17 protein-coding genes are annotated in these 19,640 nt (G+C 66.2%); 7 read left to right on the top strand and 10 right to left on the bottom strand.

Features of this window, described 5'->3' with window-relative positions; genetic code table 11:
• Positions 1-132 precede the first annotated feature (132 nt).
• Together gabD and G3O00_RS13410 are read right to left on the bottom strand one after the other, a co-directional pair.
• The gene (gabD, locus tag G3O00_RS13415; RefSeq protein WP_174933328.1) at positions 133-1,602 is read right to left on the bottom strand and encodes an NADP-dependent succinate-semialdehyde dehydrogenase; all 1,470 of its coding nucleotides are present in this window, start codon (positions 1,600-1,602) and stop codon (positions 133-135) included.
• Between the two features lie 92 nt (positions 1,603-1,694).
• The gene (locus G3O00_RS13410) at positions 1,695-2,978 is read right to left on the bottom strand and encodes a 4-aminobutyrate--2-oxoglutarate transaminase (RefSeq protein ID WP_206143229.1); all 1,284 of its coding nucleotides are present in this window, start codon (positions 2,976-2,978) and stop codon (positions 1,695-1,697) included.
• Between the two features lie 126 nt (positions 2,979-3,104).
• Here G3O00_RS13410 and G3O00_RS13405 point away from each other — a divergent pair, with 126 nt between their 5' ends.
• Positions 3,105-4,616, top strand: coding sequence for a PLP-dependent aminotransferase family protein (locus G3O00_RS13405; RefSeq protein ID WP_174933332.1), 1,512 nt, complete (start codon positions 3,105-3,107; stop codon positions 4,614-4,616).
• A 121-nt stretch (positions 4,617-4,737) separates the two neighbouring features.
• Here G3O00_RS13405 and G3O00_RS13400 read toward each other — a convergent pair whose 3' ends face one another.
• Genes G3O00_RS13400 through G3O00_RS13390 form a run of 3 tightly spaced genes read right to left on the bottom strand, consistent with a single transcriptional unit; the run spans position 4,738 to position 7,927 of the window.
• Positions 4,738-6,228 carry a YfcC family protein gene (locus tag G3O00_RS13400; RefSeq protein WP_206143228.1) on the bottom strand — a complete coding sequence of 497 codons (1,491 nt, stop codon included), beginning with the start codon at positions 6,226-6,228 and terminating at the stop codon, positions 4,738-4,740.
• Positions 6,229-6,257: 29 nt separating this feature from the next.
• Positions 6,258-7,031: an IclR family transcriptional regulator gene (locus G3O00_RS13395; RefSeq protein WP_206143227.1), complete on the bottom strand. Its 774-nt coding sequence runs from the start codon at positions 7,029-7,031 to the stop codon at positions 6,258-6,260.
• Positions 7,028-7,927, bottom strand: coding sequence for an N-formylglutamate amidohydrolase (locus tag G3O00_RS13390; protein WP_174933336.1), 900 nt, complete (start codon positions 7,925-7,927; stop codon positions 7,028-7,030). Before G3O00_RS13390 ends, G3O00_RS13395 begins: the two co-directional genes overlap by 4 nt.
• Positions 7,928-8,276: 349 nt before the next feature.
• Here G3O00_RS13390 and G3O00_RS13385 point away from each other — a divergent pair, with 349 nt between their 5' ends.
• Entirely contained in the window at positions 8,277-9,380 is a 1,104-nt protein-coding gene (locus tag G3O00_RS13385) for a porin (RefSeq protein WP_011353899.1), read from the top strand.
• A gap of 33 nt (positions 9,381-9,413) precedes the next feature.
• Here G3O00_RS13385 and G3O00_RS13380 read toward each other — a convergent pair whose 3' ends face one another.
• Positions 9,414-10,250, bottom strand: a complete 837-nt coding sequence (locus G3O00_RS13380; protein WP_206143226.1) for a DMT family transporter — start codon at positions 10,248-10,250, stop codon at positions 9,414-9,416.
• Between the two features lie 115 nt (positions 10,251-10,365).
• On the opposite strand from G3O00_RS13380, the gene selD reads away from it, so the two are divergent.
• The 3 genes from selD to G3O00_RS13365 all read left to right on the top strand — a co-directional run bounded on the left by selD (position 10,366) and on the right by G3O00_RS13365 (position 13,420).
• The gene (selD, locus tag G3O00_RS13375; protein WP_206143225.1) at positions 10,366-11,430 is read left to right on the top strand and encodes a selenide, water dikinase SelD; all 1,065 of its coding nucleotides are present in this window, start codon (positions 10,366-10,368) and stop codon (positions 11,428-11,430) included.
• Positions 11,431-11,502: 72 nt separating this feature from the next.
• A complete protein-coding gene (locus tag G3O00_RS13370) occupies positions 11,503-12,093 on the top strand; it encodes a LysE family transporter (RefSeq protein WP_206143224.1) in 591 nt (196 codons plus the stop codon).
• Between the two features lie 247 nt (positions 12,094-12,340).
• Positions 12,341-13,420, top strand: a complete 1,080-nt coding sequence (locus tag G3O00_RS13365; protein ID WP_011353903.1) for a purine nucleoside permease — start codon at positions 12,341-12,343, stop codon at positions 13,418-13,420.
• 94 nt (positions 13,421-13,514) lie between these two features.
• On the opposite strand, the gene G3O00_RS13360 is transcribed toward G3O00_RS13365, so the two are convergent.
• The 4 genes from G3O00_RS13360 to ceoR all read right to left on the bottom strand — a co-directional run bounded on the left by G3O00_RS13360 (position 13,515) and on the right by ceoR (position 17,349).
• Positions 13,515-14,270, bottom strand: coding sequence for a hypothetical protein (locus G3O00_RS13360; RefSeq protein ID WP_206143223.1), 756 nt, complete (start codon positions 14,268-14,270; stop codon positions 13,515-13,517).
• A gap of 13 nt (positions 14,271-14,283) precedes the next feature.
• On the bottom strand, positions 14,284-14,895 hold the full coding sequence (locus G3O00_RS13355) for a M35 family metallo-endopeptidase (protein WP_346778971.1): 612 nt from the start codon (positions 14,893-14,895) through the stop codon (positions 14,284-14,286).
• Between the two features lie 679 nt (positions 14,896-15,574).
• The gene (locus tag G3O00_RS13350) at positions 15,575-15,868 is read right to left on the bottom strand and encodes a DUF4148 domain-containing protein (protein ID WP_011353906.1); all 294 of its coding nucleotides are present in this window, start codon (positions 15,866-15,868) and stop codon (positions 15,575-15,577) included.
• A gap of 476 nt (positions 15,869-16,344) precedes the next feature.
• Complete coding sequence (ceoR, locus tag G3O00_RS13345) at positions 16,345-17,349, bottom strand: putative multidrug efflux transcriptional regulator CeoR (RefSeq protein WP_011353907.1); 1,005 nt, start codon at positions 17,347-17,349, stop codon at positions 16,345-16,347.
• A gap of 174 nt (positions 17,350-17,523) precedes the next feature.
• Here ceoR and G3O00_RS13340 point away from each other — a divergent pair, with 174 nt between their 5' ends.
• Positions 17,524-18,384: an alpha/beta hydrolase gene (locus G3O00_RS13340; RefSeq protein ID WP_011353908.1), complete on the top strand. Its 861-nt coding sequence runs from the start codon at positions 17,524-17,526 to the stop codon at positions 18,382-18,384.
• Between the two features lie 32 nt (positions 18,385-18,416).
• Positions 18,417-19,634: a multidrug efflux RND transporter periplasmic adaptor subunit CeoA gene (gene ceoA, locus G3O00_RS13335; RefSeq protein WP_206143221.1), complete on the top strand. Its 1,218-nt coding sequence runs from the start codon at positions 18,417-18,419 to the stop codon at positions 19,632-19,634.
• Positions 19,635-19,640 lie beyond the last annotated feature (6 nt).

Raw genomic sequence — 19,640 nt, 5'->3', positions numbered from 1 at the left:
GTGCGGAGGGGGAGAGGCGAGGAGGGGGAGAGATGACGCGGGCACGACGGAGAGGGACGCCGGCCCGCGTCGGACCGCCCGGCTCCGGCCGGGCGGTCAGGGCCTGTCACCGAAGTGCCAGGCCCTGAACCGTCAGACGGCGAGGCAGAGGTACTTGATCACGACGTAGTCGTCGATGCCGTAGTGCGAGCCTTCGCGGCCGAGGCCCGATTGCTTCACGCCACCGAACGGTGCGACTTCGTTCGAGATCAGGCCCGTGTTCACGCCGACCATCCCGTATTCGAGCGCTTCCGCCACCTTCCACACGCGGCCGATGTCGCGGCTGTAGAAGTACGCGGCGAGGCCGAACTCGGTGTCGTTCGCGAGGCGGATCACTTCGTCGTCGCTGCCGAACTTGAACAGCGGCGCGAGCGGCCCGAACGTCTCTTCCTTCGCGACCTTCATCGCCGGCGTGACACCCGTCAGCACGGTCGGCTCGAAGAAACCGTGGCCGAGTGCGTGACGCTTGCCGCCCGTCACGACGGTCGCACCCTTCGCGAGCGCGTCCTCGATGTGTGCCTCGACCTTCAGCACGGCGGCTTCGTTGATCAGCGGACCTTGCGTGACGCCCGGCTCCGTACCGCGGCCCACCTTCAGCTGGCCGACGGCTGCTGCGAGCTTCTGCGCGAACTGGTCGTACACGGCTTCATGCACGTAGAAACGGTTCGTGCACACGCAGGTCTGGCCGCTGTTGCGGTACTTCGATGCAATCGCGCCTTGCACGGCCGCGTCGAGATCCGCGTCGTCGAACACGATGAACGGTGCATTGCCGCCGAGCTCCAGCGATACCTTCTTGACCGTCGCCGCGCACTGCGACATCAGCAGGCGGCCGACCGGTGTCGAGCCGGTGAACGACAGCTTGCGCACGATCGGGTTCGACGTCATCTCGCCGCCGATCGCCTTCGGGTCGCCCGTGACGACGCTGAACACGCCCGCCGGCACGCCCGCGCGCTCGGCCAGCACGGCCATCGCGAGTGCGGAGAACGGCGTCGCCTCGGCCGGCTTCACGACGATCGGGCAGCCTGCGGCGAGTGCCGGGCCGACCTTGCGCGTGATCATCGCCGCCGGGAAGTTCCACGGCGTGATCGCCGCGCACACGCCGATCGCTTCCTTCGTCACGACGATGCGCTTGTCGCTCGCCGGCGTCGGGATCGTGTCGCCGTACACGCGCTTGCCTTCTTCCGCGAACCATTCGAGGAACGATGCGGCATAGCCGATCTCGCCCTTCGCTTCGGCCAGCGACTTGCCCTGCTCGGTCGTCAGGATCAGCGCGAGGTCGTCGGCGTTTTCCATCATCAGGTCGTGCCACTTGCGCAGGACGACCGCGCGTTCCTTCGCGGTCTTCTTGCGCCACGCCGGCCATGCGGCGTTCGCGGCTTCGATCGCGTGACGCGTCTCGGCCGTGCCCATCGCCGGCACGGTGCCGAGGAGGCCGCCCGTCGCCGGGTTACGGACTTCGAACGTCTCGCCGTTCGTCGCGCCTTGCCATTCGCCGTTGACGTACGCCTGCTGGCGGAACAGCGACGGGTCTTTCAGTGCCAGGGTTTCCTGAACAGTGCTCATATGAATCACCTGCTTCGAATAGGACGGATGAAACGGCCGCCGCCGTCACGAAGACGGCGGCGGCGCATTCAGTTGATGAAGTCGACGGAAACTCAGGCCGGCACGCCGACCGTTTCCTTCAGCACTTCCTCGAGGATCACGAGCGCTTCGTCGAACACGGCTTGCGGGATCGTCAGCGGGAACAGGAAGCGCACGACGTTCGAGTACACGCCGCACACGAGCAGCAGCAGGCCGCGCTCGAGCGCACGCGTCTGCACGCGCTTCGTGAATTCCGCATCCGGCTCGCCCGAGCCCGGCTTCAGGAACTCGACCGCGATCATCGCGCCCGGGCCGCGCACGTCGGCGATCTGCGGCACGTCGGCCTGCAGCGCGTTCAGCTTCGCCTTCAGCACGTCGCCGAATTGCGTCGCGCGCTCGCACAGCTTCTCTTCGTCGATGATCTCGAGCACCGCGTGGGCCGATGCGACGGCCAGCGGGTTGCCCGCGTACGTGCCGCCGAGGCCGCCGGGCGCTGCCGCGTCCATCACGTCCGCACGGCCGACGACGCCCGACAGCGGCATGCCGCCCGCGAGGCTCTTCGCCATCGTGATCAGGTCGGCCAGCACGTCGTAGTGCTGCATCGCGAACAGCTTGCCGGTACGCGCGAAGCCCGTTTGCACTTCGTCGGCGATCAGCAGGATGCCGTGTTCGTTACAGATCTTGCGCAGCGCGCGCACGAATTCGGCCGGCGCCGCGTAGAAGCCGCCTTCGCCCTGGACCGGTTCGAAGATGATCGCGGCAACGCGCTTCGGATCGATGTCGGCCTTGAACAGCATCTCGATCGCCTTGATCGAGTCGGCGGTCGTCACGCCGTGCACGGCGTTCGGGTACGGGGCGTGGAACACGTCGCCCGGGAACGGGCCGAAGTTCAGCTTGTACGGCGCGACCTTGCCAGTCAGCGCCATGCCCATCATCGTGCGGCCGTGGAAGCCGCCCGAGAAGGCGATGACGCCCGGACGGCCGGTCGCTGCCCGCGCGATCTTGATCGCGTTCTCGACGGCTTCTGCGCCGGTCGTGAAGAACGCGGTCTTCTTCGGGAAATCGCCCGGTGCGCGTGCGTTGATCTTTTCAGCCAGCTCGACGTACGACGCGTACGGGACGATCTGGTAAGCGGTGTGCGTGAAGTTGTTCAGTTGATCCGCGATCGCCTTGACGATCTTCGGGTGGCGGTGGCCGGTGTTCAGCACCGCGATGCCGGCGGCGAAATCGATGAAGCGGCGGCCTTCGACATCCCACAGTTCCGCGTTCTCGGCGCGGGCTGCGTAGAAATCGCACATCACGCCAACGCCGCGCGGGGTGGCGGCGTTCTTGCGGGCCTGCAGGTCGGCATTCTTCACGGTCATCTCCTTGATGTTCTTTCCGGTGAGTAGAAAATCGGGCGCTTCGACAGCCCATGGAGGCGACTATAATCACATTTGGCTCTGACAATCAGAGCCATTTCAATAAATATTCAGGAGCCAATCATGCGCGCGAGCGTGTTGTCGGACTGGCTGGCGCAGCGCCTCGTGCGCGGCGGCGAACAGCCGATCTACCGGCAGCTTCACCGGCTGCTGCAACAGGCGATCCTGTCGCGCGAACTGCCGGCCGGTACGCGCGTGCCGTCGTCGCGGCTCCTGGCCGCCGAGCTCGGGATTGCGCGCAACACGGTCACGCAGGTTTACGAACAGCTTGCACTCGAAGGCTACGTGAATTCGGCGACCGGCCGCGGCACGTTCGTCGCCGACAGCGCGCCGGACGAGATCGTCGGTGCGCCGCCCGACGCGGCCGCCACCCACCCGGCGCTCGTGCAGCCGTCCGCGCGGCGGCTGTCCGCGCGCGGTACGCGGCTCGTCGAAGGCGCCGGCGTGTCGAAACGGCAGGGCGGCGCGTTCATGCCGGGCGTGCCCGATGTGTCGCGATTTCCGGCACGTGTGTGGACCCGGCTGCACAACAAATACTGGCGGCGGCTGCGCCCCGACCTGCTGACCTACGCGCCGGGCGGCGGGCTCGCGCTGCTGCGCGAGGCGCTGGCCGACTACCTGCGCACGTCGCGCTCGGTGCGCTGCACGCCCGAGCAGATCGTGATCACGACCGGCATCCACCAGTCGATCGACCTCGCAGTGCGGCTCTTGACCGATCCCGGCGACGCGATCTGGACCGAGGACCCGTGCTACTGGGGCGTGCGCAGCGTGCTGAACGTGTCGGGGCTGACGACGCGGCCGATCCCGGTCGACGACGAAGGCATCGCGCCGTCGGCCGCCGATCTCGCCGAGCCGCCGAAGCTGATGCTCGTCACGCCGTCGCACCAGTACCCGCTCGGGATGGTGATGAGCCTCGCGCGGCGGCGGATGCTGCTCGAATATGCGCGCCAGCACGGCTGCTGGATCATCGAGGACGACTACGACAGCGAATTCCGCTACGGCAGCCGGCCGCTCGCGTCGCTGCAGGGTCTCGATACGTCCGGGCAGGTGATCTATGTCGGCAGCTTCGGCAAGACGCTGTTCCCGGGGCTGCGGGTCGGATACCTGGTCGCGCCGGAACCGCTCGCGGAAAGTTTCGCGACCGCGAGCGCCGAGCTGTATCGCGAAGGGCAGTTGCTGCAGCAGGCCGTGCTGGCCGAATTCATCGCGGAAGGGCACTTCGTGTCGCATATCCGCAAGATGCGCACGCTGTACGGGCAGCGCCGCGAGGTGCTGCTCGACGCGGTCGCGCAACGCTACGGCAACACGCTGCACGCGCTCGGCAGCGATGCGGGGCTGCATCTGGTCACGCAGTTGCCGGAAGGTGTCGACGATCGCGCGGTCGCGCAGGCCGCGCTCGAACGCAATATCGTCGTGCGGCCGTTGTCCGGGTATTACGCGGACCGCGAACGGGCGGCGTCGGGGTTGCTGCTCGGCTATGCGTGCGTGCCGGAGGACGAGATCGCGACCGCGTTCGCGACGCTGGCCGAGGCGATCGACGAGCGGGCGTTCGGCAAGGCGGTCGAGGTGGCTTGAACGGCGCTGCCGGTGGCGGCATGGCGTTGCGATGCCCGTCGTCGCCATCGAGGCGGGACGGCGTCATGCTCTCTCGACGTCCGGGAGAGCATGCGCGTCCTGCCGTGCCTGCGGGCGAACCTCAATACCCGATCCACACCGCGAACGTCAGCACGACGCACGACAGCGCGAGCAGCGTCAGGAACAGCGGCAGCACGAAGCGGATCCACGCACCGAAATCGACGCGCGCGGTGGCCAGATACGCGAGCAGCATCCCTGAAGTCGGCGTGACGAGGTTCGTCAGCCCGCCGCCGAGCACGAACGCGAGCACCGACGTCTGGCCGCTCACGCCCGAGAGCTGCGCGATCGGCCCGATGATCGGCATGCTGACCGCGGCCTTGCCCGACACCGACGGAATGAACACGTCGAGCACCATCTGCACACCCATCAGCCCGTTCGCGACCCACACTGGAGACTGCCCGTCCGCGAGCCGCGTGAAGAAGTTGATCAGCGTGTCGAGCACGAGACTGTTCTGCAGCAGCAGCTCGACGGAAGCGGCGAGCCCCATCAGCAGCGCGGCAAGCATCATGTTCTTCATCCCGTCGACGAACGCGTCGGCCGCGCTGCGCGAATCGAGCCCGCCGATGATGGCCGTCGCGATGCTCACGGCCGTGTAGAACGCGGCCAGCTCGACGTTGCCCCACTTCAGCTCGCGCGTGCCGTAGATCAGCATCGCGACCGCTGCGGCGAACACGACCAGCGTCGCCTTGTGGCGCAGCGACAGCTTCGCGGCCGCGTGCGCGGCATGGCCCGCGGCGGTCTGCCCGGCCCGATAGCCGGTGTTGCGCACGTAGCGCAGCAGGTACAGGATGCCGATCGTCAGGAATACGACGAACACGGCCGCGCGCAGCGCGACGCCGCTGAACAGCGGCACGCCGACCAGCGGCTGCGCGACGGCGAGCGCGAGCGGATTCGTGACCGACGCGATATAGCCGATCTTCGCGGCGAGCGCGACGAGTGCGACTGCGAACAGGTCGGAGAGACCCAGGCGCCGCGCGATCACGACCACCATCGGAATGATCACGAGGTACTCGGAGATGAAGCCGAGCAGCGTGCTGCCGAGCCCGATCAGGATCATCAGCATCGGTGTCAGCAGATACGCGTTGTTGCCGGTGAGTTGCAGCAGCCGGTCGATGCCGGCATCGACGACACCCGTGCGTCGCATCACGCCGAACATCCCGCCGACGAACATCACCATCACGATCAGCGGCGCGTTCTTAAGCAGCCCTTGCGGTACCGCGACGAACGCCGAGACGAGGCTGGCCGGCAGCGCCTGCGCGGACGTGCTGTGGCTGACGGCCGGCGCGACGAGCGTGGAAAGGGCGGTGGTCTTCGGCACCACGTGATAGGTGCCCGGCACGACGAGCCGGCCGTCGCGCGCGAACTGGCCCGAGTCGACGAGCCACGTGAGCGCGATCGCCGCGGCGAGCACCCACAGCATCATCACGACGGGGTGCAGCATCTTGCCGTGCGGATGCGGCTTGTGACCGGCGAGCGCCGCCGGATCGTCGGCCGCGAGTGCGGGCGTGTCGGCGCCGTGCGCGCCGGCCGGGTTCGGGGAAGAGGCGGACATCGGATCCTCGTCGAAGAAGAAGCGGGCCGTCAGGCCGGTTGCAGCGCGGCGCGCGCCGGGACGTAGCCGAGTTCGGCGGAAATGGCGAGGCTGCACGCCTGCAGGCGTTCGAGATAGTCGGGAATGTCGGCGTGGCTCACGCGCACCTCGGGGCCCGTCACGCTGACGGAGGCGACCGTCGCGCCCGTCAGGTCGCGCACCGGCACCGCGATCCCGACCGCGCCGGGCGTCACCTCGCCGCTGCTCACCGCGTAGCCCTTGCGCGCGATCGCGTCGAGTTCGCCGGCGAGCTTCGCCGGATCGTCGGCCTCCCCGTTTCGGCGCAGTTTCGCGAGATATTCGTCGCGCACCGGGTCGGGCGCGAACGCGAGCAGCACCTTGCCCGATGCGCCGAAATTGATCGGCCGGCGATTGCCGACCGCGCCGACGGTGCGCACCGTGTGCGTCGTTTCGCAGCGCGCGACGCACACCGATTCGAGCCCTTCGCGTACACGCAGCACGATGGTCTCGTTGATCGCCTGATTGAGGGCGAGCATGTGCCGGTGCGCGGCGCGCACGAGCGCGTTCTGCTGCGACGCGGCCACGCCGATCACGAAGGCCTGCGGGCCGAGCGCATAGGTGGACGTGCGCGGGTCCTGCACGACAAAGCGATGCAGTTCGAGCGTGCACAGCATCCGGTACGTGCGCGACTTGTTGATGCCGAGCTGCGACGCCAGCTCGGTCACGCCGAGGTTCGGGTGCTCGGCCACGTAGGTCAGCAGCTTCAGCGCACTGTCGACGGCGTCGACGATGTAGGTCGTCATGCGGGGTCTCCCTGCGGCGCGATGCGCGCGCGGACGTAATCGGCGAGCGCGTCGAGATACGCGTCGACCGAGCGTTTCAGCGTGGCGAAGCCCGCATGTTTCGCGAATGCGGCCTCGTCCATGTACAGCGCGCGGTTGAATTCGATCTGGATGCTGTGGCGCTGCCGTGCGGGGTCGGCGAGCGCGGTCAGCAGGTCGCCGCCCTGGTACGGGTCGTTGACCTGCACGCGATAGCCGGCGTTGGTGAACCACTGCGCGGTCCACGCGGTAAAGGCCGGATCCGCGGTCGTGCCGCGCCGGTCGCTGACGACGACGTCCGGACGCAATTCGCCCGCGTCGACGTTCATCGCGTTGCCGCGCGACTTCATCGAATGGCAATCGATGTGCCACAGCGCGCCGTGCGCGGCGTGCAGCGGCTCGGCGATGCCGGCGAGCGCGCGGCGGTACGGCAGGTAATACGCGTCGATCCGGTGGCGCACTTCCGCGAGCGACAGCTTGCGGTCGTACAGCGGCACGCCGGGCAGCGCGTCGCGCCGGATCAGCCCCATCCCGCGCTGCGTGTATGGCTGCGGCGACAGCGGCTCGGGCCACGGCTCGGCGAGCAGTGTTTCGTCGATGTCGGTTTCCGCGCGGTTCGGATCGATGTACGCGCGCGGAAACGTCGCGCCGAGCAGCGTGCCGCCGTGCGCGGGGGCGCCGGCCCACAGTTCGTCGATGTACGCGTCCCACGTGGTGCGGATCGCGTCGTCGGGTGCGACGGTGGCGAAGTCCGGCGGATACGCGATGCCGCTGTGCGGCGAGTCGACGACGATCGGCAGGGCCGGCACCGTCGGCGTCGCGATGAAATGCGCGGGCGATGCATCGGCAGTCGCGTTGTTGCAATTAAACGTCAGCATGGGGATCAGGTTCTTTACCTAGTTTCTCGAAGCGTCTCGTGTGTTTGTTTTAATCATTAAAACAGCGTATCAATATTTCACAACGACTGAAAATCGCGGTCAAGGGCTTTTTTCGATACCGGGATTACGCGTTGCGATCGGGCTGAAATGCCCGTGGTTATTGGGCTTGTTTCATTCCTCGAAACACTTGGCGATTCGAGGGTATTTGATTCCCGTGCGCGATTTTTGGCATCGCTTGACGCTTCAAATCACCGAATTCGACAATGAATAAGACGATGTTTTATTCAATAAAACACGTTTCGAGCGAAATAAATCGCTCCCCATATTCAATCGATAAAAGGGGTCGGAGATGAAACGAAAAGGGATGGCGGTCGCGCTGGCAGGTATCGCAACGGCGGCGGGTGCAATGCACGCGCATGCACAGTCGAGCGTGACGCTGTACGGCGTAGTCGATTCGGGGATCACGTACACGAACAACCAGAACGGCCACGCCGCGTGGCAGGCGACCGGCGGCAACGAGCAGGGCACGCGCTTCGGGCTGCTCGGCAAGGAAGACCTCGGCGGCGGCACGCGCGCGGTGTTCCGGCTCGAGAACGGCTTCAACATCGAGAGCGGCGCCGCGAGCCAGGGCGGCCGGCTGTTCGGGCGCCGGGCATACGTCGGGCTGGAGAACGACCGCTGGGGCACGCTGACGATGGGCCGCCAGTACAACGCGGCGCAGGAAGTGCTGGAGCCGCTGCAGATCGGCGCGACCACCGCGCTCACGCAGTACGCGCTGCATCCGTTCGACACCGACGACCTGAACAACACGTTCCGCACCAACAACTCGGTGCAGTATCAGACGCCCACGTGGTACGGACTGCGCGCGGTCGGCCTGTACGGCTTCTCGAATTCGACGTCGTTCGCGCAAAACCGCGTGTGGAGCCTCGGCACGAGCTACGAGAACGGGCCGCTGCAACTCGGTGCGGCCTACGTGCGCGTCGATCATCCGGCGCTGGATACCACCGGGGCAGCGGCGTCCGACAACTACTACACGTTCATCAAGGGCGTGACGCGCCAGCAGATCTGGGGCGCGGGCGGCGCGTATGCGTGGGGCGCCGCGACGTTCGGGCTGCTGTACACGAGCTCGCTGTTCAACCTGCAGACGGGCGGCGCGATGCGCTTCAACAACTACGAGGGCAGCGTGCGCTACCTGATGACGCCCGCGCTGCAGTTCGCGCTCGGTGAAACCTATACGCAGGTACTGGCGTCACAGGGGCCGAAGCCGAGCTCGCATTACCTGCAGACGAGCGTCGGCGCGCAGTATTTCCTGTCGAAGCGCACCGATGTCTACGTGAACGCGTTCTACCAGCGCGCGTCGTCGAACGCGGTGGCCGCGATCGAAGGGATCTCGAATCCGTCGAGCACGCGCACGCAGATCGTCGCGGTGACGGGCATCCGCCACAAGTTCTGACGCGGCGGCAGGCCGCGGGCGCGTGCTTTCGGCTTACAGCCGGATCAGCGCCGCGCCCGCGACCACCAGCGCGCACGCGGCGAGCCGCTGCGCGCCGGGCCGCTCGCGCATCACGAGCCAGCCGATCGCGACCGCGAAGATCGAGCTCGTTTCGCGCAGCGCCGACACCGTCCCGACCGGCAAGTACCGGTACGCGAGGATCACGATGCCGTACGCGGCGAGCGAGATCGTGCCGGCGATCGCGCCCTGCGTGAGCGCGGTGCGCGAGCCGAGCACCGCGCGCGGGCCGCCACGCACCGCGCAGACCAGCACGAACTGCGGCACGCTCCACAGCACGTACACCCATGCGATGTAGCCGAGTGCATTGCCCGACACGCGCGAGCCGATGCCGTCGCAGATCGAATAGGCGGCGATGAACACGCCCGTGAGCAGCGCAAACGGCACGCCTTCGCCGGAGAACCGGAAGCCGCGTCGCAGCGCGAGCGACATGATGCCGAACGACACGAGCGCGATGCCTGCGAAGCCGAATGGCGTCGGTTGTTCGTGAAGAAATACGAGTGCCAGTACCGACACGAGCAGCGGCGAGATCCCGCGCGCGATCGGGTAGATCTGCCCGAATTCGCCGCTACGGTACGCGCGCGCCAGCGTGAAGCAGTACGCAACCTCGAGCGTGGCCGACCCGGCGATGTACGGCCACGCGGCGGGCGCCGGCGCGGGCAGCAGCGCGGCGCCGGCGATGCCGAACACGAAATACGGCAGCGACATCGTGCCGAGCTGGACGAGCCGGTCTTCGCTGACGTGGAGGAAGGCATTCCAGATCGCGTGCAGCAACGCGGAGCACAGCACGAGGCCGATGAAGAGGTGATCCATGAACGAAGGGGCGGACAGGGGCAGGAGCGGAGGGGGCGCCGTCATTATGTGGGTATCGGGCGCACTCGCATGGAATTGTCGATAATGGCGTGTTGTTATTCACCGGATGCCGACCATGACCGAAGCCACCCAAGCCCAGCCTGCCGTTCCGCGCCTCACGAGCCTGTCGCACGGCGGCGGCTGCGGCTGCAAGATTGCGCCGGGCGTGCTGTCCGAGCTGCTGAAGCGCGCGACGCCGCCCGCGCTGTTCCCGGATCTGCTGGTCGGGACCGAGACGTCGGACGACGCAGCCGTCTACCGCCTCAACGACGAGCAGGCGATCGTCGCGACCACCGACTTCTTCATGCCGATCGTCGACGATCCGTTCGACTTCGGCCGCATCGCCGCGACCAACGCGCTGTCCGACGTCTATGCGATGGGCGGCAAGCCGATCCTCGCGCTCGCGCTGGTCGGCATGCCGATCAACGTGCTGCCGCACGAAACGATCGCGGCCGTGCTGCGCGGCGGTGAATCGGTCTGTGCGGACGCCGGCATCCCGGTTGCGGGCGGCCATTCGATCGATTCGGTCGAGCCGATCTACGGGCTCGCGGCAATCGGCGTCGTGCATCCGTCGCGCGTGAAGCGCAATGCGGCCGCGCGTGCGGGCGACGTGCTCGTGCTCGGCAAGCCGCTCGGCGTCGGCGTGCTGTCCGCCGCGCTGAAAAAGAACCAGCTCGATGCCGATGGCTATGCGCAGATGGTCGCGACAACCACCAAGCTGAACCGGCCGGGTGCCGAACTTGCCGCGCTGCCGGGCGTGCATGCGCTGACCGACGTGACGGGCTTCGGCCTGCTCGGCCATACGCTCGAACTGGCGCGCGGCGCGCACCTCACCGCGCGCGTGCACTATGGGTCGCTGCCGTGGCTTGCGGGCGTCGAGGCATTCGTCGCCGACGGCGTGTTCACCGGCGCGTCGGGCCGCAACTGGGCCGCGTACGGCTCCGACGTGCAGCTGGCCGACACGCTGCCGCCCGTCGCACAGGCGCTGCTGACCGATCCGCAGACGTCGGGCGGCCTGCTGGTCGCGTGCGCGCCCGAGGCCGTCGATGATGTGCTCGCATGCTTCCGTGCCGACGGCTTCGATCGCGCGGGCGTGATCGGCGAGATGGTGGACGGGCCGGCGCGCGTCGATGTCGCGTGACGCCGAAGCGCCACGCCGGATAATTTCGCGGTCGCTGGAATCGATGCCTTCCATCGAAGGCATCGACGACCGATGAACGACTTCCTGTTCGGGCTGATGATCGCGCTGTCGGTCGGGCCCGTTGCGCTGATGATCGCGAACTACGGGATGCGCGCCGGCACCGCGAGCGGCGTGCGCGCGGCAGTGGGTGTCGCGACGGCCGACGGCTGCTATGCGGTCGTCGCGTTCACGCTCGGCGCGATGCTGGCGAGCACGCTCGCCGCGCATCTGTCGCTGTTTCGTCTGGTCGGTGCGCTCGTGCTGCTCGCGATGGGGGCACGGATGCTGTGGCAGGCGCTGCGGGATCGTCGCCGCACGCTCGATGGCGATGCGCAGCCGCCGGGCAGTCGCCCGTTTTCATCGATGTTCTTCGTCACGCTGGCGAACCCGCTCACGATCCTGTTGTTCTATGGCTATGCAACGGCTGCCGCCGGTGCGCATCGGCACTGGCTGCTCGGTGCCGCGTGCGTGTTTGCCGGCAGCCTCGCGGGGCAGCTCGTGTTCGCATTCGGCGGCAGCGTGATCGGCCGGATCGTGAAGTCGCCGGGGCTGCTCGCGGCGAGCCACGTGGTTGCGGCGCTGGTCGTGCTGGGTTACGGGGTGGCAGGGCTGGCGCGGTTGTAGCGGTTCGCCGGGTGACGTGGATGCCGGTGCGATTGGCGTGTCGACGTCGATCAACCGGATAGTATTCCTGACGGTATGGATTCGCGCGCAGGGCATGTCGGCCGCGATTTCCGCGCACACCGCACCCACACCGACGCACCGGCGTCGTTTCGTAGTCGGGTTCCGCATCGGGCACGCGCGTTCTATACTCCGACGCGCAGTCTACGAGAGCCGTTCTCACCCAACATCCTCGAAACAAGGAACGCCGATGCTGACTCGCTCCATTCTTTCCGCCGCTGCATTCTCGCTCGCCGCCTGTGCGACCGCGCCGTCGATCGCGCAGGACAACCAGGGCAACAACGCGGGCAACAATGCATTCGCCGAGACCGGTGCACAGGGCCGCCCGGTCAAGGTCATGATCATCACGATGTTCGGTCCGGAGGGTCAGGCCTGGCTCGACCGGATCGGCCCGTGGCGCGACATCGCCGTGCCCGGCCTGTCGCCCGACTATCCGAACGTGCATTGCAACAAGCAGGACGTATGCGTGGTCACGACCGGCATGGGCTACGCGAACGCGTCGGCGACGATCATGGCGCTCACGTTCTCGCAGCGCTTCGATCTGCGCCGCACGTACTTCCTGATCTCCGGCATCGCGGGCGTCGACCCCGCGCAAGGCACGGTCGGTTCGGCCGCGTGGTCGAAATACCTCGTCGATTTCAGCCTGCAGTGGGAGCTCGATGCACGCGAGATTCCGGCCGGCTGGAACACCGGCTTCCTCGGCATCAACACGAAGAGCCCGAACGACAAGCCGCCGCTCGACTATCGCACCGAAGTGTTCCAGCTCAACCCGCAACTGACCGACGCCGCGGTCGCGTTGTCGCGCAACGTCGTGCTTGCCGACAGCGCGCAGGCGCAGGCCGCCCGTGCGAAGTTCAACTACGCGCCGGCGAACCGGCCGCCGACGGTGATCCAGTGCGATACGTCATCGGGCAACACGTGGTTCTCGGGCACGCTGATCGGCGAACGCGCGCGCCAGTGGACGAAGATCCTGACCGACGGCAAGGGCACGTACTGCATGACCGCGCAGGAAGACAACGCGACGTATGAAGCGCTCAAGCGCGCGGCGAGCGTGAAGCGGGTCGACCTGTCGCGCGTCGCGGTGCTGCGCACGGGGTCGGATTTCGACCGGCCGTATGCGGGGCAGACGAGTGCCGACAACCTGCTGAACTACGCGGACCAGGGCGGCTTCGCCCCGGCGACCGAAAACCTGTATCGCGCGGGCAATCCGCTCGTGCAGGACATCGTGACGCACTGGGGCGAATGGCGCGACGGGGTGCCGCGCCGGTAAATTAACGTAGCGACGCGTGGAAGCAGCTTGATCGTCCGCGTGTCGCAGCGCTCCGGGTGACGCTGTGTCGCCCGGAGCGACCGGGCGTAGGGAATCACTGCGTGGGTCGGGCGATCTTGAGTTCGATCCGCGTGTATTCAGGCCCCAATAGCTGCATGGTTGCAGTTTGACCGTGCTCATCCGTCATTCCGATGTACTGCTTTGCACTTGTGCTGATCCGGTAGCAGACGTGTGCAAGCGGCTTCTTGTCCCCATCCCGCAAAAACAGCGATTGGTTGCGCGTGCGAGCGGTCCAGCGCTCGGACGTCACGAAACGTGCCGGCGCGGGTTCCCTGTCATCGTCGCACGTAAAACGGTACGAACCGGGCGGGGGGCCGGGTGTCTCGGGAGTCAGTGCATAACTGGCGACGCCAGGTGTACCGGCCGAGTTGCAGAGACTCTGGCACCCCTCGGGCGGGCACTTGGGAACGAACTGAACCCAAAGCTGCTTTGCGTCGTCGGGATCGAGCTTGCCGTTCCGGCGCGACACGATTCGCTCGCCGACATGGATGTCATCGGGCACCATGCCGAGCTGCACGAGGAATGATTTCATCTGTGCGCCGCGTTGTTGAGCGAGTTGAACCGGTTGTTTTTCCCAATCGTAGGCTGTCGCTTCAATCGATGCAGCGGTGCCCTCGCGCGTCCACTCCTTGGCGGTCAGGTAGTGCCTGACGACGGACAGTCTGTCGCTGTTGTTGATTTCGACTGCATTCATCGGCAACTGCATGCTGTCGGTCAACATGATCTTGCATGCATCGGCCTGCATCGGGAATGACAGGGCGGCAGTCAATGTGGCAATGGCATGTCGCATGAGTCGCTCCGATCTAACGTGCCAGAATGAACCACGCGATGTTGTCCGCGTTGCTGATCGCCTTGTCCGGAAAGCGCTTTGCGAACTGGGCGCAAGCCGAGCGCCCGTATGCTCCCGCATGATCGTCGGCACCGAATGTGTCTGCAAAATGAGCGCATTCGTGAACGATCGTCAGTTGCTGCGAAGAGAGATTGCCGGCCGATCGCCGGGGCAGCGAGCAAAAGGGGAGGTTGATGGCGATGGTATGGGTTGACGTATCCGGACGACAGACATGTGCGACTTCAGCGTCGAGATGTTGTGTATTCGGCAGGCATCCTGTCGCGCGATCGGCCTCGGAGTCGATTCGGACGAAGTTTCTCGGGCCAAGATTCGACATCACGCTGGCAAGGGCGCCGAGTCCAAATATCAGCCGCCGTATCGTATCGAAATGTGCCGAGCCGAACCATTCGATAACCCGCGCTTCGGTGGCTGGACTCCAGCGAACCACATCCCTTCGGCGCTGTTCGACAATCGCCACCGCCTCGTCTCGCAATTCGAGTATTTCTTTCCTGAACGCCATATCCGTCATGTTCGGACATATCTGCGATCCGTCGAGCGATAAGTAGCGCTCTTTCGATGCTGTCACGGGCACTCTCCATAGGGTCATCATCGGGAGTACTCATGCTAGATACCGGAAGGCGACCAGCGATCCGCAAAATTGCAAGCGACGGGGCGAGCGAGTGTTGGGAAGTGTGAATGGACGGCTCGCAAGAGCACTGTTTCCTGCGGAAACGAGATGTTCGTTCGCTGGCTCGACTCCGGATATCAGCAGGGTCAGCGCCGCATGAACACGCAAGGTGCGTTCGTTAAGCCCCGAAGGACTGCAGCGAATGTGGCTTGGCCGGCGGATCCACCAGTGTCAATTGTGGTTCCGGACCCGAGGCCGATTCGGCCGTCGAATTTCAGACGAGTAACGTCAGTGATTGTGTCGCGGCGAAGGGCATCGCGGCCGCCGCACAGAGTTTCGATGCGGTCGTGGTGTGCGCGTCGTGCACTCAAAGCAGATATGCACTGTCTGCCTGCCGTGCCGCTAATGACCGCATCGGCCTCGGCGGCACATCAAGGCAGACATCAATGTGCGTGCGGGGCCGAACGGAACGGCGTCCACACCGGCGTGGTGTCGTCCCAGTGATCGAGCGGCGAAGGGAGTTGATCGTTCATCATGTGCTCCTGCAACTAACTATCTAGCTGACTGACTCGGCGAGTCGCCGACAGGGGAATCGCGACGCCGCGCACGGGGCAACCCGCTGCGCGGCGTTGCGCGTTTACCGGCCTCCGCCGGCGAGCTGGTTGCTTTCCGGCATCGAGCGATACGGGCCGTCTGCCAGCTCGATTCCTTGCGGATACGAATTGGCCTTGCGCAGGTAGGCGAGCGTGCCGTCCTTGCGCGCTTGCTCGACTTCCGCGCTCACTTCGGCGCGCGTGCGCGGGCCGTAGTGCTGCGAGTACCACGACGTGTTGCCGTAGTCGCCGGCATGCGGCGTACCCGAATCGGCGAAAGCCGGAGCGGACACGGCGAGCGTAAGGGCGAGGGCGGAGAGAAGATGGCGGCGGTTCATGGCGTAACTCCTGTGTCGATATGAGTTAGCGCTTCAGCGCTTACTCAGATCCCATGCTTGGCATTTCGGAGCTGGCGCTAGAGCTAGAGCGCTTACTCCGGTCCCATCAAGCGGGATCTGTTCGATGCGCAACGAGGTGCGCGACAGGGTTTACTCTAGGTATCTGTTCCGTCGCGATAAATGCGGCAGACGCGAATTGATTTGTCGTGTCAGTGGAACAATCGACATCCGTACACCTGGCAGGGTTATGCGGAAATCGCTGGAACCCGCGTGCAGCGGGCCTCGCACGGGTGCAACGACGGCGCGCGACGACGCATGCGGGCGATTGCGTCGCCTGGCACAAAGGTTTCCTGCGGAATCGGGAAGGATCGGCTGCGCCGGGTGGGGGCGGGGGGGGCGCGGAGGCGGGGTGACGCGCGGGCCCTGCAGCCCGCGCGTGAGGCTCAGATGCGCGACTCAGCCGCGCAGGTCAGACGTTACGCGACCCACTCGTTGATGACCGGCGTGTCGAGCACCGGTGCGCGTTCGGCTTCCTCGAACGTGCGCTTGCTGCACGTCGCGTCGAGGCTGCCCTTGCCGCTCAGCAGCGGGCAGCGGTCGAACACCTCGGCGACCCAGTCGACGAACACGCGCACCTTCGGCGACAGATGGCGGCTGTGCGGATACACGACCGAAATCGGCATCGGCAGCGGCTTGACGCCCGGCAGCACTTCCTTGAGCCGGCCTTCGCGCAGATGCGGCAGCACCATGAAGAGCGGCGGCTGGATCAGCCCGAAGCCTTCGATCCCGCAGGTCACGTACGCATCCGCGTCGTTCACCGACACGATGCCTTCCATCTTCATCTCGACTTCCTTGCCGTCGGTCAGGAACGTCCAGTCGATCGTGCGGCCGGTGCGGCTCGAGAAGTAGTTGACTGCCTTGTGCTGGTTCAGGTCGTCGATCGTCTGCGGCTCGCCGTGGCGCTCGAGATAGTCGGGCGACGCGACCGTCACGCATTCGAACAGGCCGACCCGGCGCGCGACGAGCGACGAGTCCTGCAGTGCGCCGACGCGAATCACGCAATCGACACCTTCCTGCAGCAGGTCGACCGGCCGGTCGGACAAACCGAGCTGCAGGTCGATGTCCGGATAGCGCGTATGAAATTCGCACAGCGACGGAATCACGAGCAGCCGCCCGATCGAACCGGGCATGTCGATACGCAACTTTCCGTGCGGCTTCCGGTTGTTTGCCTGGAAGCTCGCTTCGGTTTCCTCGACGTCCGCGAGGATCCGCACGCATCGTTCGTAGTACGCGGCGCCGTCCGGCGTGAGCGACAGCCGGCGCGTGGTCCGGTGCATCAGCCGCACACCGAGGAATGCTTCGAGATTCTGGATGATCGTCGTGACGGACGCTCGCGGCAAGCTGAGCGTTTCTGCTGCCTTGGTGAAGCTGCTTGTATCGACGACGCGAGTAAACACCTGCATGGCCTGAAGCCGGTCCATCACAACCTCCGCAATCTAATGAGCCCCCGGAACAACAAGGCTGCGCTACCTCGTGGGTAAACGCAGCCTCGGATTGTTCGGGGGCGTTGAATTGTGTTGCCGGATTATAGGCATTTATCCCAATGTCTGCCGGACCCAGAATTCGTTCCATCTCGAAATGGATGCTGCATCGTCATGGACGCTTCTGAATTCAGCAAATTCCTGAAGGCCGCATTGCCGCCGCAAGCCACGGCAGGCGCGGCGCTGACGGTCACCGAAGTGGAAATTCCCGGCTACGCGCAGGACATCGTGCTGCGCCTCTACCGCCGCCCGGACAAGACCGGGTTGCCAGTAGTGCTTTATTTCCACGGCGGCGGCTTCGTCCGCGGTTCGCTCGAAGACGCCGATTTCGCCGCGCGTTTTTTAGCAGAACGCTTACCAGCCCTCGTAGTGTCGGTCGACTATTCGCTCGCACCGGCCTTTCCTTTTCCGGCCGCGCCGGAGGATGCGTATCGCGCCGCCGTATGGGCCGCGACGCGCGCCCGCGCGTTCGGCGGCAACCCGAAGAAGATCGGTGTCGCCGGTCACGACGCGGGCGGCCAGCTCGCGAACTGCCTCGCGTTCATCGCACGCGATCGCGGCGAAGTGCAGATCGTCGCGCAGGCGCTGTTCGGGCCGATGCTCGACCCGAGCATGACGCGCATCGGCGACGCCGATCGCCTCGCCTCCGACATCACCCCGCGCGAATGCGCGGCATGTTATCGCGCGTATCTGCCGCAGGCCGCGCAACGCATGCACCCGTATGCGGCGCCGCTCGAATCGGTGCGCCTCGCGGGGCTGCCGCCGACGCTCGTCGTCACCGCGCAGAACGACGTGCTGCACGTCGAAGCGGAGAAATATGCGAGCTGCCTGATCTCGTCGGGCGTGCTCACGCAGGTGATCCGCTATCCGGACATCACGCACGCCGCGCTCGCGACGCACGAAGCCGCCTTCGAGGAAGCCGTGCGCTTCTTCCAGTGCCGCTTCCAGGCGCGCCAGCCGAACCGTTCCGAATAACCAAAACCAATCCACGTTTACTGGAGATCCACATGGCCATCCTACGCACCTCCCGTTCCCGAATCGCGACAGCGGCGATCGTGACGCTCGCCGTCGTCGGCCTCGGAACGTTCGGCGCGATGCGCGTGAACGCAAACGCACCGGAGAAATCAGCGGCACCGCTGCCCGAAGTCGACGTCGCGACCGTCATGCCGCAGACCGTGACCGACTGGCAGAGTTATTCGGGCCGCCTCGAAGCGGTCGAGAAAGTCGACGTGCGCCCGCAGGTGTCGGGCACGATCGTCGCGGTGAATTTCAAGGACGGCACGCTCGTGAAGAAGGGCGACGTGCTGTTCGTGATCGACCCGCGCCCGTACCAGGCCGAAACCGATCGGGCAGCCGCACAGCTCGCGGCCGCGCAGGCGCGCAACGGCTACGCGCAGACCGACTGGCAGCGCGCGCAGCGGCTGATCGGCGACAACGCGATCGCGAAGCGCGACTACGACGAGAAGCAGAATGCGGCCCGCGAGGCGACGGCGAACCTGAAGGCCGCCGAAGCCGCGCTGGAAACGGCACGCATCAACCTCGGCTATACGCGGATCACGGCGCCGGTGTCGGGTCGCGTGTCGCGTGCGGAAATCACGCTCGGCAACGTCGTGTCGGCCGGTGCATCGGCCGCGCCGCTGACGACGCTGGTGTCGGTGTCGCCGATCTACGCATCGTTCGACGCGGACGAGCAGACCTACCTGCAATACATCAACGGCGCGCGCAACGGCCGCAAGGTGCCGGTCGAGCTCGGCCTCGCGAACGAAACCGGCTACTCGCGCAGCGGCGAGATCGACTCGGTCGACAACCGGCTCGACACGTCGTCCGGCACGATCCGCGTGCGTGCGCGCTTCGACAACGCCGATGGCGCGCTCGTCCCGGGCCTCTATGCACGCGTGAAGGTGGGCGGCAGCGCGCCGCACGAGGCGCTGCTCGTCGACGACGCGGCGATCAACACCGACCAGGACAAGAAGTTCGTGTTCGTCGTCGACCAGCAAGGCCGCGTGTCGTACCGCGAAGTGCAGCAGGGGATGCAGCACGGCAACCGGCGCGTGATCGTGAGCGGGCTCTCCGCCGGCGATCGCGTGGTCGTGAACGGCACGCAGCGCGTGCGCCCCGGCGAACAGGTGAAGCCGCACATGGTCCCGATGACGGGCGGTGACGCGCCGTCCGCGCCTTTGGCGGACAACGCGAAGCCGGCCGCCCCGGCGAAGGCGGATTCGTAAGCGGCT

Origin of the sequence: Burkholderia sp. Ac-20384 (assembly GCF_017104605.1) — a bacterium.
Lineage (GTDB): Bacteria > Pseudomonadota > Gammaproteobacteria > Burkholderiales > Burkholderiaceae > Burkholderia > Burkholderia lata.
This window is presented reverse-complemented; position numbering and strand designations above follow the sequence as displayed.